Raw genomic sequence first — 16,384 nt, 5'->3', positions numbered from 1 at the left:
AGTGTCCTCAATGGACGGACCACGGTGCCGTGCTGGTCCGGTGCGGGTGGCTCTTTCGGGTCCCGGCCGTTTGCCGCGGCCCGTGCGGGGTAAGCCGGGGACGGGCGGTCTCCGCCGGTCAAACAGCCGGCCGGCGGAGACCGTCTCGATCGGGCACCGGAACCCGCCGGAGGGCGTTCGCCTGGCAGGATGACCCGATGGACGCGCGCAGCAGGAACAACGTGGTCGTCACGGGCCCGGCCGACGGCCCCGTGGTGCTGCTCGCCCACGGTTTCGGCTGCGACCAGAACCTCTGGCGGCTCGTCGCCCCCGCGCTGGCCGGCCGCTTCCGCGTGGTGCTGTTCGACCACGTCGGCGCGGGGAAATCGGACATCGCGTCGTGGTCGGCCAAGCGGTACGCCGGGCTCGACGCCTACGCCGAGGACATCCTCGGGATCTGCGACGAGCTGGACCTGCGTGACGTCGTCCTCGTCGGGCACTCGGTGTCGGCGATGATCGCCGTGCTGGCCGTGAACCGCGCGCCGGCGCGGTTCGCCAAGCTGGTGCTGCTCACGCCGTCGCCGTGTTACCTCGACGACGGGGACTACCGCGGCGGGTTCAGCCGGGCGGACATCGACGAGCTGCTCGACTCCCTCGAAGCCAACTACCTGGGCTGGTCGGCGGCGATGGCGCCGGTGATCATGGGCAACCCGGACCGCCCCGAGCTCGGCGGCGAGCTGACGGACAGTTTCTGCCGCACCGACCCGGTCATCGCGCGGGTGTTCGCACGGGCCACGTTCCTCTCCGACAACCGCGCCGACCTGCCGGCGGTCACGGTGCCCACGCTGGTCGTCCAGACCGCGCAGGACGCCATCGCCCCGCCGGAGGTCGGCGCGTTCGTGCGCGACCGGATCGCCGGCAGCGAACTGGTGACGCTGGACGCGATCGGGCACTGCCCGCAGCTGAGCGCGCCAGAGGCGACCACTGACGCGATCCGAACGTTCGCGGAAACGCCGTGATGTGCGAAACCGGGGACACCGACGGCAGTGAGGACACGAGCAGGGCCGCGTTTCCGGCCCTGCTCGAAGACAGCGCCGAGGACCTCTACGAAAACGCGCCGTGCGGCTACCTCTCGACGTTGCTGGACGGCACCATCGCGAAGATCAACACCACCCTGCTCGGCTGGCTGGGCCACCGGCGCGACGACCTGGTGGGCCGGCGCCGGTTCGCCGACCTGCTGACCGTCGGCGGCCGGATCTACCACGAGACGCACATCGCGCCGATGCTGGCGATGCACGGCGAGGCCGGCGGCCTGGCGCTGGAGCTGCAGACCGCCGGCGGGACCCGGCTGCCGGTGCTCGTCACCTCGACGGTGAAGGCGGGCGCCGACGGCACCGCCCAGCTGATCCGCAGCACGATCTTCGACGCCCGCGACCGCCGCGCCTACGAAGAGGAACTGCTGCGCGCCCGCCGCCAGGCCGACGTCGAACGCGACCGGGCCCGGGAGCTCGCGGCGATCCTGCAGCGCACCCTGCTGCCGCCCACGCTGCCGGCCGTCCCCGGTCTGGAGGTGGCCGCCTACTACCACCCCGCGTCGGTCGACGAGGTCGGCGGCGACTTCTACGACCTGTTCCCGCTCACCGGCGGCACCTGGGGGTTCTTCCTCGGCGACGTCTCCGGCAAGGGCGCCGTCGCGGCCGCGGTGACGTCCCTGGCCCGCTACACGCTGCGGGCCGCCGCCGTCTACGACCCCGACCCCGTCGGCGTGCTCGCCAACCTCAACACCGTGCTGCACCAGGAGTTCCGCGGCACCGACCCGCGGTACTGCACCGCCATCTACGGCGCGCTCACCCCGGAGCCGGGCGGCTGCGCGATCACCCTGGCCAGCGGCGGCCACCCGCCGGCGGTCCTGGTCCGCGCCGACGGCACCGCGGCGTTCGTCGACACCCCGGGCGGGATGCTCGTCGGCGCGGTGCCCGGCGCCCGGTTCACCCAGGCCGGCCTGCACCTGGCCCGGCGACACGCTGCTGCTCTACAGCGACGGCCTCACCGAAGCCCGCACCGCACCCGGCCGGGACCGCTACAGCGAAGAACAGCTCCTGGAGTTCCTCACCACGCGCGCGTCCACCACGGCCCCGGCGGTGATCGCCGAGCTGACCGCCCTGCTCACCGGCTTCGGCGACGGCGTCGAGGACGACACCGCCCTGCTGGCCCTGAGCATCCCCGCGCGGACCCACCCGTGACCGCGGCGTTCACGACGGCCACCCGCGCGTCCGCCACGGGCACGGTGCTGGAGTTCGCCGGTGAGCTCGACGCCGCCACCTCGCCGGCCGCCCGCGCGGCGATCGAGGCCCTGACCCTGAGCCGCGGCGAGCACCTGATCGTCGACCTGTCGGCCCTGACGTTCTGCGACTCCAGCGGCATTTCCGCCCTTCTGGCGGCCCGCAACCTGGCCCTCGCGGCCGAGGCCGGGATCGCCCTGGTCGGGGTGCCGAGCCAGGTGCAGCGCAGCCTCCGGCTCATCGGCCTGGCCGACTTCTTCCCCGCGCACCCCACGATCGCCGACGCCGACCGCGCCTGGGCCGCTCAGCGGTAATGCGTCTCCGGACGCCGCCACAGCAGCGCCACGGCGAGCAGCGCAGCCAGGCACGGTGCCAGCCCGGTCCACCCGAGTGCCGAGGGCAAGCCGGTGTCGCCGGAGGTGTCCTTGACGAGCAGCCCGGTCAGGCCGATCGCGACCCCGAGCACCAGCAGCACGGTCGTGGCCGGGCGCGCCCAGCGCTTGCCCGCCCGGACGGCCCACGTCGTCGTGAGCCAGGCGAGGACGCCGAGCCCGCCGACGGCGGACGACAAGGCCAGGTAAACCGAGACGGCCGTGTCGACCTGCGCCGCGGTATAGGTGGGATAGCCGGCCCGGACGAGGTCGGCCAGCAGGTGGGTCGCGTACGGGACGATCGTCGTGAGGACGGTGAGCGCGAGGCCCGCGTACATCGCCGTGACCGCCCGGCGTCCGGTGCGGGTCATCGGATTTCTCCGGTGGCGAAAGAGGTGCGGAGGAACTCGAGGATCTCCGCCCGCGCGGCCTCGGCCTGCGGTGCCACGCCCGGCATGCTGAGGAACGCGTGCCCGGCCCCGGGATATTCGGTGAGCCGCGCGGAAGTCCCCGCCGCGCGCAGCCGGTCGGCGTAACGGCGGCCGTGGTCGGCCACCGGGTCGTGGGTCGGCAGCACCACGAGCGCCGGCGCCAGGCCGCCCAGCCTGCCGGCGTAGAGCGGCGAGACCGCACGGGCGTCGGTGCCCGGCGGAACGGCGAGCCGCCGGAAGAGTTCGAGCTGCCCCACGGTGAGCGTCGGGCTGTCGCCATATGCGGTGACCGACGCGTGGTCGAGCATCGTGCCGGTCGCGTCGACGGCGGGGTTGACCAGCACCTGAGCCAGGAGCCGGAGCCCGGCGTCCCGGGCCCGGATCGCGGCCATCGCGCTGATCAGCGCGCCGCAGCTCTCGCCGAAAACGGCGGTTCGCGCCGGGTCGACGCCCCACTCCTCGGCGTCTCGCAGGACTTCCCGGAGCGCGTCCCAGCCGTCGTCGACGGCCGCCGAGAGCGGCGTGTCCGCGTCGAGGAGCCGGTGCTCGACCGACACGACGACCGCGGGCAACCGGGCGGCGACGTGGCTGTTCACCCAGTCGCACTGCGCCGCCGTGCCGACGAAGCCGCCGCCGTGCACGTGGAGCACGAGGGGCAGCACGTCGTTCCCGCTCACCGGCCGGTACACCCGGACCGGCAGGTCACGGCCGGGAAGGGCGAGGTCCCGCCACTCGATCAGGGCACCGGGATCGGGCTCCCCGGTGATCACCCGCGCCGCGCCGGACGCCCGGACGCGGTTCTCGGCCTCGCGGTAGGTGACCAGTTCGCCGGGCGTGATCGCCGACCAGTCCGGCACCGGTGGCCGCTGGGTCGTGCTGCTCTCGCTCATGGGTTCTCCTTGTCTCGATAGTTACGCTACCTCAGGTATCGATACCAAGGGTAGCGAAAACCGATAAGATGGGCCCATGAGTTCCGCCAGGCCTCCCGGCCGCCCCCGCGCCGGCGTCAACGAGGCGGTCTTCGCGGCCACGCTGAGCACGGTCCACGCCCTCGGCTACGCGGCGGCCACGGTCGAGCGCATCGCCGCCGCGGCGGGCGTCGCCAAGACGACGATCTACCGCCGCTGGCCGTCGAAGGGCGAGCTGATCGTGGACTGCCTCCTGGACGCGTTCGGCCCGCTGCCCCTGGAGGGCGCGAGCCGGGCCGAGGTCATGGCGTCGTCGATCCGCTGGATAGCCGCGAAGATCGGCGAGCCCGGAGTGGGCGACGCGTTCGCGGGCGTGTTCAGTGACGCCGTCAGCGACCCGGCCCTGCGCGAGATCCTGGCCACGCGCTTGCAGGACCCGTACCGCCTGGCCCTTCAGGACGCCCTCGCCGAGCCGGAGAACCGCATCCTGTTCTTCGTCGACGTGGTCGTCGGAACCCTGCTCCACCGCATGGGCATGACCGGCGAACCCATGGCCGACGCGGACGTGACGGCGTTGCTGGAGATGGTCCTGCCCTACTTCACCGACGGCGCCGGTCCGAGGTAGCGAGCTCGGCCCCGGCCAGTCAGGCCACGTGCGTCGTCAGGCCGGTGCTCAGTGCGTCCGTCGTTCGGCGGCTTTGCGTGCTTCCTCCAGGACGTACAACACCCACTCCAGGGGGACTTGCCGGTGGTGTTTCTTGAAGAACGCTTCCCGGATGGCACCAGCCCCGCGGCCGTGGGCGGCTTCGGCCACGATCAGCCGGTGGATGTCCTCGGGCGGCCGCGAGAGACGGCCTTTCGCCGCGACGTCCGCGGTCCTGATCGGGATGGTCTCCGGCGGGCGGATGTCGTCGTCGTGAACCACGGGCCCTCCAGACACATCGCCGGACGTCTCAAGCTAGGTTCGGCCGTCGCCGCCGGTCCATGCCGGGCTGTGGCAGGACCCTGCCAGGATTCGGCGGAATTCACGCCGGAAGCGCGCGTCGTGCCGGTTCCGCGGCGGCTGTTGATGTTTGCTGTGGCCGGTGGGCCTGCGTGTCGTGGTACTCGACCCGTTGCCGATGTTCCGGCACGGCGCCGAAGCTGTGCTGTCCACCGCCGGGCACGCGGTCGACGCCCCCGGCGACGTTCTCGCCTGGGCACGGCACCGCCGGGATGGCGTGGTGCTGCTGAGTTTGCTGACCGACACCGACTGGGAACTGCTGGAGCGGTTGAGTGACGAGAGCGTGGTCGTCGCTCTGCTCGACGGCGGGCCGCCCGCCGACGGCGCTCGTGCGGTGTGGGCCGGGGCGGCGGGCGTGGTGCCGCGTGGCGCGACCGCGCAGGCACTGCTGCGCGCGGTCGAGGCGACGGCCGACGGGCAGGCGGTGCTGCCGGCCGCGGTCGTGACGGCCCTCGCGACCGGGCCGCCCGCGCCACCGCCGATGCTGACCCCCGTGCAGCTCTCCTGGCTGCGGCAACTGTCGACCGGGTCGACGGTCGCCCAGCTGGCCGGCCGGGCGGGCTATTCCGAACGGGAGATGTTCCGGCTGCTGAAAGCCTTGTACCGCGAAATGGGCGTCGACGACCGCATACGGGCGATCCTGCGGGCCCAGGAGTTCGGCTGGCTGTCCGGCTGAGTCACTCGGGCGGTCGCGTGCGGGTACCGGACAAGGCCTCGAGGACCGGCTCCAGCCGATGGGGGGTGCGCGTGTGGCCTTCCAGCAGGTTCACCAGGAATTCGAGCCGTTCCAGCAGCACCGTATCCGCGCCCTGGGTGATCGTCCGGGAGGTGTCGAACGCATTGATCGCGCCATCGAGCTTCCGGTCGGTGTCGAGGAGCACGCCGCAGATGGCGAGGCCCAGCATGTCGTGAGCACCGAAGTCCCGCAGGTCGCTCTTGATCCTGCTCTCGGCTTGCTCGGCCAGTTCACCGAACAGCCGTCGTGCGCCGTCACGGTCGGTCCCCAGGGTGACAACAGCGCGCAAGGCGAGCACGATGAGAGCCCGGTCAAGGCGGCGGTATCGCCAGGCGTCCTCGATGTGGAGCGCAGCCTCTCCCAGGTCGCCCGTCCTCAGACAAGCCATGCACAGCGTGGTCCGCGCCTGCAGGACGGCGACGGGATCCTGCAGCACCAGCGCTTGTTCCACAGTCTCGACCGCCCGGGCTTTCGCGGGGCCGAGCTGTCGCAGGGCAAGGAATACGTCGGCTTCGGCGTCCGAGCACAGCAATTCGAGCCGCGGGTTCCCGGCCGCGGCCTGCTGTGCCGCGGCGAGCCGCGCGCGTGCTTCGGGCCGGTCGCCGGTTTCGGTGTACCAGCGGGTGAGGAGGAGGGACGCCTTGACGACCTGAGCCGCCTCGACGCCGGCTACGGCGAGGACCTCGTTCGCCCGCGCGATGGCCTTGTCGTACTGCCCCCAGTGGCGGTGACAGGCGGCGAGGCCCAGAAGCGCTTGCACGAGTGGTTCGGTCTCACCCTGTGCCCGGGCGTCGGACCGGGCCAGTTCGTAGTAGCTGAAGGCCAGGTCGGTCTTGCCCTCCTGCCAGTACATCGCGGCGAAGTTCGCCCGGATCTGGGTGCGCACTTCCGGTTGGCCCAGCTTGTTCGCGTACGCCAGGGCACGTCCGTAGGCTTTATCCGCTTCGGGGAAGCAGCCTTTTTCGCTGTAGAGCGCGCCGAGTTCGCTGTCGTTCAGCATTTCCCAGATCTCGTCGCCCAGCCGGCCCCGGAGTTGCTCGCGCTGGTCGAGGAGCATGAGCCGGCAGTTCCACTTGGCCAGGAAACCGACCATCACTTCGATCGCGTCGTAGGCCACCTCGTACCGTTCCGCGGCGAGCAGGACCTGCAACTGCGCGAGGTGCAGCCGTAGCTGGTCGGGTCCGGTGGGCTCGGCCACCAGCAGCTTGCCGAGTTCGTCGGCGGCCCTTTTCAGCAGCTTCTTCCGGTCTCCGCCGGTCGGCGGCAGGAGTGCGGCCGGGTCGTCCACGCACAGGTAATAGAGGTCGTCGGACGTCCTGGTGACGAGCCGGTTCTCGGTCAGCTCCGTCAGGGCAGCGGCGACGTTGACGTCCGCCACCTCACCGGTCAGCAGCGCGACGACAGTCTTGTCCTCGACCGGCGTTCCGCAGGCGGCGAGCGCGTGCACCACCTTCCGGTGTGGCTCCCTGAGTTCTTCGATCGTCACCCTGAGAAGGTCGGGCACCGTGACGGTGGGGCCCAAGGGTGCCATCAGTTCCTCGTGGCCGCGCTTTCGGTCGGAGAGCTCGTTTCTCGCTTGCATCAACGCGATACAGCCCGGGTTGCCCTGGAATTGCCTTCGGAGCTCCGTGCGATTCTTCCGCAATTCGGTCAGCCCCGCCCGGTCGAGGAGGATGTCGAACTCGGTGTGCGGCAGCCAGGACAACCTGATCGATGCGGACTCCTTCAGCCAGGAACGTGGCCCCGCCTTGGATTGCAGCAGCTCGGTGCTCAGCAGTACCACTGTGACACCGTGCCGCCGATCGGTGTCTATCCGGTCGAAGGCTTCGTCGATCTGCAGGTCGAGGTACCGGTCTTCGCCGCTCCGGGGGAGGTGCTGCGCGGCGTCGATGACGATGATGAGGCGCTCCTGGCCGGCGCTTGCCAAGGCGGCTGTCAAGACTTCGAGCGACGACTCGCCGTCCTCGGCCACGGCCGGTAGGCCGGCGTGCCGCCGGATGTCCTCGATCAGCAGCTGGATGTCGAAACGGACATGCGGTACCACCGTGTGGCAGCACACCCGCGGGCGCGATGTCTCCTCTCTGAGCGTCTTGAGCACGGTCTTCACGAGCATCGACTTGCCGATGCCCGCCTCCCCGGTCACGGTGACGACTCCGGGTGGTCCCGTGGACAACCGCTTGCGCAGGGCGTCGAACTGGTGTTTGCGATTCAGCAGTTCGGAATAGTGGCGCGGTTTCGGTGGCGGCGCCTGTGGTATCTCCCCGCGTCGAGGCACCAGGAGCACCACCACCGATGTGATGCCCGCGCCGATGCCCACGATCCAGCTGAGGGCCTCGACCCACGGCCAGCCGCCGTTCGCGGGGTCGGCGAACGAGGCGAACCAGGAGAACCGGATCCCGGCGGCGACGAGCACCACGAGGATGGCAAGGGGCAAACCGACGTACGCAGCTCGCTTCCACCTCGGCGCGGCCATCTGCCCATCATCCGGCCGCCGGCGCCCGGAGAAAAGAGGATTCGCTGACGGTCACCGAGGTTGACGACCCGTGACCGCGGCACTCGATGGGTCTAGGGGTCGGGCGGGCACCAGGTGTCGGACGTGGGACCGTCGGCCGCTCCGCAGAAGCCGTGCACGGCCTTGTCGACTTCGCCGCCCGCCACCCCCATCACCGCGACCGGCTTGTTCTGCGGGACGTTCCGGCCGATGTCGCCACCGAAGTCGATGGTGCCGGTGACGCCTTCGAGGTACTTGTTGACCTGCTTGGCGTCCGGGCGCGAAGTGTGGATCGCGGTGATCTCGCGCCAGATCGCGCCCGGCGTCACCGGGATTTCGGCGGCGGTCTCCCGCAGGTACGCCGCCGCGACGATCATCACCTGCGCGGCGTCGTAGGCGAGCGCGGCGTGGCCGTCGTACGAGCGGCCCTCCGGCGTCCGCTCGAACGGGAACAGTGTCTGGTCCAGCGTCGTGTAGAAGTCGAGCGCCGCGCCCTTCGGCTCGGTGACCGGCGCGGTGGCGAACGACATGTAGTAGTACGGCAGCGCGCGGTTGCGCTGGCGTTCGCCCTGGTCGGCGACGAACCGCGTGACGTCGTCGTCGCCGATCACCGTGGCGCGGCTGCCGCACTGGGCGGCGCTGCTGATGAACTGGCCGAAGTCGGGGACGCCCCGGCCGGCGAAGAACACAAAACCGTCGTAGGAACAGGTGTCGCGGCCCGCCGCGCCGGCGTTGCCCACCAGCGTCTCGCCGTACCGCACGTGGGACGGCGGTCCGCCGGGGCCGCCGTCCGGGGTGAACGCCCGCGCCTCGGCCCGGAAACCCTTGTCCCGGAACGACTTGAGCGCGTCGTCACGCAGGTTGGTGCTGTAGAGGTCGGCGTCGTCGTCGGAGTAGTAGACGCGGACCACGCGCGGGCCCGGCAGCTGTTCGGCGAACCCGGCCGCCACCGCGGCCTCGCGCCGGTTCTGCGGCGTCACCTGGAAGTACATCGGATTCAGGTCGGCCAGCGGGTCGGCGGACAGCGTCGAGGCGACCATCGGCAGCCCGGCGTTGGTCAGCGCGGCGATCGTCCGCTGGGTCGGCTCGCTGCTCAGGTCCAGCCCGACCACGCCGACGATGCTGCTGTCCTGCTGGGCCTGCAGCCGCAGCTGGTTCGCCACCCGCACGCCTTCCCGCATGTCGCGCCCCGCGTTGGCGATGAGCAGCCGGACGATCGGGTCGGCCGACCCGGGCGCGTTCAGCTGCCGCAGCTGGGCGACCGCGAACCCTTCCACCGACTCGCGTTCGGTGGTCAGCCCGTCGGCGAGGTGGTTGGACGACGTCAGCGCCTCCAGCACGACGAGCGTGATGTAGGGCCGCTCCGGGTGGGCCTCGTGCAGCGCCTCCGCGCGGTGGTTCTGGTCCAGCACCACCGCTTCGACCTGGCGGATCGTCGCGTCCGACGGCTGGAAGACGTCCTGGGAGCCGTCCGTGGTGCCGACGCACTCGCTGCCGGTCCAGATCAGCCAGGGGTTGTCCGAGCCGCAGTGCTCGGCGTAGGTGTCGTGGTGGCGGTAGGCGACGAACCCGGCGACCAGCGCCACCACCACGACCGGCACGCCGATCCGCGTCCACCGGCTCGCCCACCACGGCGGCCGCACCTGCCGGCGGAACCGGTAGTCGCTGCCGAGGGTCTGCAGCATCTGCTGGACCTTCGGCTCGTCGCCCTCGGCGGGCGGCCGGACGCCGATCGGCAGGTACCAGGCGGTCGGCTGACGTTCCCGCCGGTCGCGTTCGAGCTGGTTCTGCCAGGCCACGTAGGCCGCGCGCGCCTGCTCCGCCTGGAACTGCGGGCGGCGCGAGGTCGGCGACGCGTCCGGCGGCGGCGCCGGGCTGGCGCTGACCACCAGCAGCGGGTCGAAGAGGCCGACCTGGTTGCGGACCGAGTTGACCAGCTCCAGCAGGCGGTAGCCGCCGTTGCCGACGCTCACCTCGTCGAGCAGCAGCACCGGGTAGGTCATCCGGCGCCGCCGCCACACCCGCCACGGCCGCAGCCGGTACGCGCGCCGCAGGTCCTCGAGGAACGCGTTGAGCAGCAGCCGGCAGACGTACTCGGGCGCCTCCTCCTGCCACTGCCCCTCGGTGAGGCGCCGGGCGAACCGCACGAAACTGCCGGACATCTCCGGCGCCAGGTGCGGCTGCCGCCGGAACCAGCGGTAGCGCCCGGACAGCAGCGGGACCCGCCCGGTGACCGCGATCCGGAAGGTCAGCAGGGTCAGCCCGCGCACGAGCAGCGAAAAGACCTTCCAGATGCCCTGGTTCTCCGGCAGCTGCTTGACGGCGTCCTCGGCGGACGCGCTGAACCGTTCGGCGAGGCTGATCCGCCGGATCGCGCGCCGCAGCACACCGTCGGGATCGTCGCGGCCGTCGTAGTCCTGCAGCATCAGCCAGTAGACGAGGTCGAACAGCGGGAACGGCAGCCTGCTGGTGTGCGCCGTCGCGCTGTCGCCGAGTTCTTTCCGCGCCTCCCGCAGGATGTCCCGCAGGACGGTGACGGAGTCCGCGGTCGCGGCGCCGGCCTCGTCCCGGCCTTCGTGCTGGGCGAGCCCGGGACGCGCGTACCGGATGCTGCCCTGCGGTTTCGCGGTCTTGAGCCGGCCCGCGACCGCGGTCAGCACATCCGCGCTTTCCGGCGGCCGGACCAGGCACACCATCGGCAGGCCACGCCGTTCGGACCGCTCGTCCTGATAATCGGTCCACTCGCACTGTTCGTCGAGTTTCCGAGGCCGATCCCCGAGCCGCGGCCGCAAGCACAGCGCGCCGAGCAGTTTCACCAGCGCGTCGGCCCCGAGAAAGCCGAGCGGTCCCGTTCTCCCCATCCCTCCAGGATGGCACATTTCGGACGGGACCGGTCCCGCAAATGTACCGACATTGGTCAGTCGAGGCCCACGGGGATCGCCGGCTGAGGCCTTGCCCCATCCATTATGGTGCTGTGCTGTTATGTCGGTGTCCCGTCGGCGAATGCCCGGCGAACGGCGGGCGTTCAGGAACCGGCCTCGGCACTTTGGCGGAATTCGACGAGTGCGATGGTGATGTTGTCGCGGCCGGAGGCGTTCATCGCGGCGGCCCACAAAGATTTGACGATTCTCGCCGACCCGCCGGGACCGCCGAGCAGTTCCTCGATGGTGTCGTGGTCCACCAGGTCGCTCAGCCCATCCGAACAGAGGAGGAGCCGATCGGCGCCGGCGAGCGGTCCGGCGGTCGTTTTCAGGCCGGTTCCATCGACGCGTCCGCCGAGGCACTGGGAAAGCCCGCCCAGCGGTCCGCGATCATCCACGGACACCTGGGCCAGGTAACCGCCGGTCTCGAGGTACACGCGCGAATCGCCGACCCCGAAGTGGGTGCTGCCCTCCGCGGTCAGGAGGACGCCCGCGACCGTGGTTCCCAGACCGGCCACGGACGGATCGGCGCGGCCCATGCCGAGCAGATCGATGTCGATCTGCTCCAGCGCCGCTTCTACCGCGGTCTCGTCCTGGGGTGACGTGAACGCGAGCGTCCGTACCGCGTGAGCGGAAGCGGTGTCGCCAGCCGCGTGCCCGCCCATTCCGTCGGCGACGGCGACGACGACCGGTGAGGACAACGGGACTTCGTGTGTGACGGGATCGGAAAGGCTTACACCGCAGGCGGTGAAGGAGCCGACGACCAGTGCGTCTTCGTTGGCGCCACGGACGGCGCCGCGGTGCGTCATCACCGTGACCCGGACGACCGGGATACCGGCGCTCACCGAAGTCACGGCTGCCCGCCCGGCCCGAACTCCACCAGCGCGACGACGTCGGACGCGATGCGGAGCCGGTCGCCGTGCGCCAGCGATGCGGTCTGGCCCCGGGGCACCGGGGTGTTGTTGACGAACGTGCCGTTAGCGGAGTACTCGTCCCGCACCCAGACCCGGCCATCGGTCTCGACGCCGACGCTCGCGTGCCGACGGGAGACGTTGTCGTGCCGGGCGAACAGGGCCGCCACCGGAGAATGGCCCGGGTCTCGGCCCAGCAGGATCGACCCCGGCTGCGGGATGTCGACCGGCTGTTCCGCGAACACGAGGCGCAGCGCCCCACCGTCCCGTCGGGTGCGCGCCGCCGCCGCTGCTGGTGCCGGCTGCGGCGCCAGCGGCTCGAGGCAGTCGACGCAGACGAGGTTCGCCGGATCGGGGATCTCGGCGCCGCACGCCGGGCAGCTGCCGGCGACGGTGCCGGAAGCAGGGGCCGAAGGTGCCGGAGATCCGCTCGCCTCGGTGGCGCGCGATTCCCCGGCTTCGGCCAGCAGCATGCCACAGGTCTTGCACAGGGTTTCGTTGTCGGCGTTTTCGGTGCCGCACACCGAACAGATCACGCCAGCCACGTGACGGCCTCCGCTGTGATGCCCCGTGCGGTCAGCTCGGCGCGCAACCGGTCTAGGTCGCCACGACGAGGGATGCCGATCAGCCGGACGACGTCCGTTTCCAGAGACAGCTGCATTGCCGGAGCCGGTGTGTCCGTGAACGGGCCGTAGCGCTCGGCTCCCAAGGGGGTGAGGGTGACAAGTTCCTGGTTGTCCGAGCCGCGTAGTTCGGTGCCGCTGTTGCGGCTCTCGATGTAGGGCCCGGTCACCACCGCGTCGCAGCGGCTCAACGCGTCGGCGCAGTCGGGACGGGCCGACAGCCGAGCATGGGTGTAGCCGGAAAAGACGAGCAAGTCGGCCGGGCCGTCGCGGCCGCGACGCCATTCGTCCAGCTCGCCGAGGAGGGCCGCGAGTGCGCGCGGTTGCTGGAAGGGCTCGCCGCCCGAGACCGTGACACCGTCGATGGGGCCGTCGAGCGAGTCGAGCCAGCGCACGACGGCCGAGGGTTCGACCTCTTCGCCGGCACCGGGATCCCAGGTGTCGCGGGACGCGCAGCCGGAGCAGCCGATCGTGCAGCCCTGCAACCAGATCCCGGCCCGGATTCCGTGTCCGAGGACGGTGAGGGGGTGATGCATCCGGTTGATGCGGACAGCGGTCATACCAGCTCCAGTTCCACGTCGGGGCCGTGCCGGGACACATCGGCGATCGTGACCCGGGTCCCCGGTGCGAAGTTGCGGTCGAACAGCTCCCGCGCCAGCGGGTTGATCAGAAACGACTCCAACGCGGTGCCGATGCCGCGACCGCCGTTCGTCAGGTCCGCGGTGCACCACGCGCGAAGCCGGTCACGCACCCGATCGGAGACCTCGACTGTCACGTCTTGCTCTTCGAGCACCCGCCGCAGGATGTTGTCCAGCTGCTGGCCGAAGATCTCTGCGGCGGCTTCGGGTGAGATGAAGCCGAACACGACGATGTTGTCCCCGAACCGGTTGAGCAGCTCCGGGCGTGAGAGCGCCGTGGTGAAGTGGTCGGCGATGGCCGCCCGGACCTGCGTCTCCACCACCTCGTAGGAATCCTCCGGCGAGATGTTCGGTTCTCGCCTGCCGGTGGCCGGATCGACCGTGCTCACACCGAGGTTCGAGGTGAAGATCAGCACACACTCGGAGAAGTACGTGGTCGCACCTCGGCCGTCACTGAGCCGGCCGTCCTCCAGGATCTGGAGGAACTTGTCGAGGATGCGCGCGTGCGCCTTTTCGATCTCGTCGAAGAGGATCACCCGGAACGGCTGCTGGCGCACCGCGTTGGTCAGCTCACCACCGACCTCGTACCCGACGTAGCCGGGCGGGGCACCGATCAGCCGGTCACCCGAATGCTCCGCGGAGAACTCGCTCATGTCGAACCGGAGGTAGGCACTCTCGTCACCGAACACCAATGACGCCACGGCTTTCGCCAGCTCGGTCTTGCCGACACCGGTGGGGCCGGCGAAGAACAACACGCCGCGCGGCCGATTCGAGGAGACCCTGGCTTGGGCACCGGACAGGCCGAGTGCCGCCCGCTTCAGGATGTCCAGCGTCTTCCTGACCGGGTGTTCCTGACCGATGACCTTCTCGGAGACGCTCTTCTCGCCGTCCGCGATCCGCTTGTGGAGAAAGCTCCGCCGCCACGGGTTGTCCAGGACCCCGAGCTTGTACACGCGCACGGCGTCGGGCAGGTCGGACAGCTGGAGCCCACGGTCGCGAGCCAGCCGGATCACCCCCGACATGTCCCGCAGCGTCAACCCTTCGGAACGTTCGGCGAACACGTGGTACCGCTCGGCCGCTTCCGGGTGCCCGGTACCGCCCAAGGACGGTCCGAGCAGGCGCGCGGTGTCTTCGCGATCACCGAGATCGGGGCGCGGGAGCCCGATCACCCGGAACCGTTCGTTGTCGGCGGTGAGCCAGACCGGCAGATCCAGTTCGCGGTCGACGAGCCACAGGATCGGGTTGTACAGGGGGCTCGGCCGGTGCCCCGGCCCCGGTCCCGGCGTGGCAGTGCGCGAGAGCTTCAGGCAGAACAGGAAGAAGTCACGTTCGGACGCGTCCAGCCGGGACACATCGAGGGCGAGCCGCGAGCCGTAGTCGATGAGGCATGCGGCTCGCCCCTTGTGGGGTTGGGTGACGGCGGAGAGGTAACGCGGCAACCGGTCCAAGGACGGCGCCTGACTCTTCGCGACGTCTTCTCCGAGCATCCGGCGGGCTGCTTCGGTCGCCCGCCGGCCGCGGTCATCGTCGGTCGAAGGGTATACGGACAGACCGTCGACCTGGTCGTATACCAGGAGGAACTCGTAGCCGCTGCGCTCGAACACCTGCCACAGCAGCTGTCGCAGTGGCACCAGTTGCGGCCCGCGATCGGGCGAGCGCCGCAGGAAGACGTCTCGGATGTTGTCGTGCAGGACGTACTGGGAATGGACTGCGAGCGTCGAGTCGATCTCGCGGACGAAGGCGGGCAGCTCCGGGCCCATGTGCTGGTCGGTCACCGGTCATGCTCCCGTCGGATCTGCCGGCGGGCGGGAGCCGGTCGCTCCGAGCGTTTCGCGACCGGTACCACCCGCTCGCCGGGGGGAACCAGGTGGCGTTCGACGACGTGCATGCCGGAGCCGTCGAGCGCGGTGCGGAGCTTGTCCAGGTCGCCACACCACTCTTCTTCGCGTTCGGCGTCTTCGCGTCGGGCGTCCGCTCCCGGCCGGTCCTCGAGGCGAATGACCGCGGCGCGCACCTCTTCGTCGTTGATCACGAGCTGCACGGCGTGCTGGTTCCAGTCCGGGCGGACGAGGCGCAGCCGGTCCGGGTTGCCGGTCACGGTGGCGAAGCCCTCGTCGACCGTGTACCCCAGGCCGGCCAGAGTGTCCGCCACCGAGGCCCGGACGTAGCTGTGCTCGAGTTCGCGGCGGACACGTTCGGCGGCCTTCGCGGCCCGCGCTTGCAGATCGGCATCCAGCCGCCGCTTCGCCGCCACCACCGACTCCAGCTCGGTCCGCACCACGGCCAGATCCGGATCGATCGGGCCGGTGGGGATCGCCTGCAGCAGCCTCGCCGCCGAAATCGCCTCGGTGCGACGCGCGCGGGCCCGGGCGTCGGCTCGCTGGACCCGCAGCCGCAGCTCGTCGAGCAACGTGTCGTGATCGACGTCCGGCCGCGGCACGGCGACCTGCGCGGCGGCCGCGAGCACGTCCGCGCGGTCCTGGGCTGACGCCTCGGGCGTCAGCCTGCCGACGATGCGGGTCACCGCCGCGAGCGCGCTCGGAGGCGTGGTGCGCTGTCGCGCCGCTCTGCGGGTCATCACTTCGTGGTACTTGTCGAACGCTTCCTGCGCGGTGACCGGCCGCTCGAGGTCGACGGTGTGCCGCAGCACCGACAGCACAGCCAGTTCGGTGCGCTGCCGCAGTTCCTGCTCGAAGTGGTCGAGTGTCGCGCGGGTCGCGGAGCACCAGTTGTCCAGCTCCGCAGGCGACTCCGCGCACGGCTTGAGCGGGGCCGGCAGGCCGGCCGCGAGGTCCGCGGGCGCGTGGTGTCGCAAAACATCGATCCGCGCGTTGAGGTCGATCACCCTCCGGGCGGCGGACTCCCATGCCAGCAATGCGGTGTTTCCGGCCTCCCAATCGGCCCGGTTCCGCTCGGCCCGGTCACCGATCTTGGTGAGTCCGGCGCCGAGCAGGTCCACGGACCGGGCCGCGACGAGCGCCCCGGCTTGGACGCCGCGGGCAGCCAGCCAGACCGACCCGCCGACCACCGCCACCACAGCGACGCCGATCATGCCTTCGCCACTCATCGAGCACCTCTGTCCGTTTTCGC

General features: G+C 70.8%; 14 protein-coding genes and 1 pseudogene. 5 read left to right on the top strand and 10 right to left on the bottom strand.

The window, feature by feature from the left end; translation table 11 throughout:
- The first annotated feature begins 197 nt into the window (after positions 1–197).
- The 3 genes and pseudogenes from OHS18_RS20640 (at position 198) to OHS18_RS20630 (ending at position 2,575) form a co-directional block, all read left to right on the top strand.
- On the top strand, positions 198–998 hold the full coding sequence (locus tag OHS18_RS20640; RefSeq protein ID WP_328618158.1) for an alpha/beta fold hydrolase: 801 nt from the start codon (positions 198–200) through the stop codon (positions 996–998).
- Positions 998–2,222: pseudogene (locus tag OHS18_RS20635) on the top strand (PP2C family protein-serine/threonine phosphatase). Before OHS18_RS20640 ends, OHS18_RS20635 begins: the two are co-directional and overlap by 1 nt.
- Positions 2,219–2,575: an STAS domain-containing protein gene (locus OHS18_RS20630; RefSeq protein WP_328618157.1), complete on the top strand. Its 357-nt coding sequence runs from the start codon at positions 2,219–2,221 to the stop codon at positions 2,573–2,575. Before OHS18_RS20635 ends, OHS18_RS20630 begins: the two are co-directional and overlap by 4 nt.
- Here the strand turns inward: OHS18_RS20630 and OHS18_RS20625 are convergent.
- Positions 2,566–3,003, bottom strand: a complete 438-nt coding sequence (locus OHS18_RS20625; protein ID WP_328618156.1) for a hypothetical protein — start codon at positions 3,001–3,003, stop codon at positions 2,566–2,568. The genes OHS18_RS20630 and OHS18_RS20625 overlap by 10 nt on opposite strands.
- Positions 3,000–3,953, bottom strand: coding sequence for an alpha/beta hydrolase (locus OHS18_RS20620; RefSeq protein WP_328618155.1), 954 nt, complete (start codon positions 3,951–3,953; stop codon positions 3,000–3,002). The genes OHS18_RS20625 and OHS18_RS20620 overlap by 4 nt, the downstream gene beginning before the upstream one ends.
- A 76-nt stretch (positions 3,954–4,029) precedes the next feature.
- Here OHS18_RS20620 and OHS18_RS20615 point away from each other — a divergent pair, with 76 nt between their 5' ends.
- Positions 4,030–4,596, top strand: a complete 567-nt coding sequence (locus tag OHS18_RS20615; RefSeq protein WP_328618154.1) for a TetR/AcrR family transcriptional regulator — start codon at positions 4,030–4,032, stop codon at positions 4,594–4,596.
- A gap of 48 nt (positions 4,597–4,644) precedes the next feature.
- Here the strand turns inward: OHS18_RS20615 and OHS18_RS20610 are convergent, their stop codons facing one another.
- Complete coding sequence (locus OHS18_RS20610; protein ID WP_328618153.1) at positions 4,645–4,896, bottom strand: hypothetical protein; 252 nt, start codon at positions 4,894–4,896, stop codon at positions 4,645–4,647.
- A 160-nt stretch (positions 4,897–5,056) separates the two neighbouring features.
- On the opposite strand from OHS18_RS20610, the gene OHS18_RS20605 reads away from it, so the two are divergent.
- Positions 5,057–5,650, top strand: coding sequence for a DNA-binding response regulator (locus tag OHS18_RS20605; RefSeq protein WP_328618152.1), 594 nt, complete (start codon positions 5,057–5,059; stop codon positions 5,648–5,650).
- Position 5,651: 1 nt separating this feature from the next.
- On the opposite strand, the gene OHS18_RS20600 is transcribed toward OHS18_RS20605, so the two are convergent.
- From OHS18_RS20600 to OHS18_RS20570, 7 genes are all read right to left on the bottom strand, one after another.
- A complete protein-coding gene (locus tag OHS18_RS20600; protein WP_328618151.1) occupies positions 5,652–8,183 on the bottom strand; it encodes an AAA family ATPase in 2,532 nt (843 codons plus the stop codon).
- 92 nt (positions 8,184–8,275) lie between these two features.
- On the bottom strand, positions 8,276–11,062 hold the full coding sequence (locus OHS18_RS20595) for a hypothetical protein (RefSeq protein ID WP_328450239.1): 2,787 nt from the start codon (positions 11,060–11,062) through the stop codon (positions 8,276–8,278).
- A 164-nt stretch (positions 11,063–11,226) separates the two neighbouring features.
- Positions 11,227–11,967, bottom strand: a complete 741-nt coding sequence (locus OHS18_RS20590; RefSeq protein WP_328618150.1) for a PP2C family protein-serine/threonine phosphatase — start codon at positions 11,965–11,967, stop codon at positions 11,227–11,229.
- Positions 11,968–11,972: 5 nt separating this feature from the next.
- Positions 11,973–12,578, bottom strand: coding sequence for an FHA domain-containing protein (locus OHS18_RS20585; protein ID WP_328618149.1), 606 nt, complete (start codon positions 12,576–12,578; stop codon positions 11,973–11,975).
- Positions 12,566–13,216, bottom strand: coding sequence for a 4Fe-4S single cluster domain-containing protein (locus OHS18_RS20580; protein ID WP_328618148.1), 651 nt, complete (start codon positions 13,214–13,216; stop codon positions 12,566–12,568). The genes OHS18_RS20585 and OHS18_RS20580 overlap by 13 nt, the downstream gene beginning before the upstream one ends.
- Entirely contained in the window at positions 13,213–15,069 is a 1,857-nt protein-coding gene (locus OHS18_RS20575) for an AAA family ATPase (RefSeq protein ID WP_328618147.1), read from the bottom strand. Before OHS18_RS20575 ends, OHS18_RS20580 begins: the two co-directional genes overlap by 4 nt.
- The gene (locus tag OHS18_RS20570) at positions 15,066–16,361 is read right to left on the bottom strand and encodes a hypothetical protein (RefSeq protein ID WP_328618146.1); all 1,296 of its coding nucleotides are present in this window, start codon (positions 16,359–16,361) and stop codon (positions 15,066–15,068) included. The genes OHS18_RS20575 and OHS18_RS20570 overlap by 4 nt, the downstream gene beginning before the upstream one ends.
- Between the last annotated feature and the right edge of the window lie 23 nt (positions 16,362–16,384).

Origin of the sequence: Amycolatopsis sp. NBC_00355 (genome assembly GCF_036104975.1) — a bacterium.
Lineage (GTDB): Bacteria > Actinomycetota > Actinomycetes > Mycobacteriales > Pseudonocardiaceae > Amycolatopsis.
This window is presented reverse-complemented; position numbering and strand designations above follow the sequence as displayed.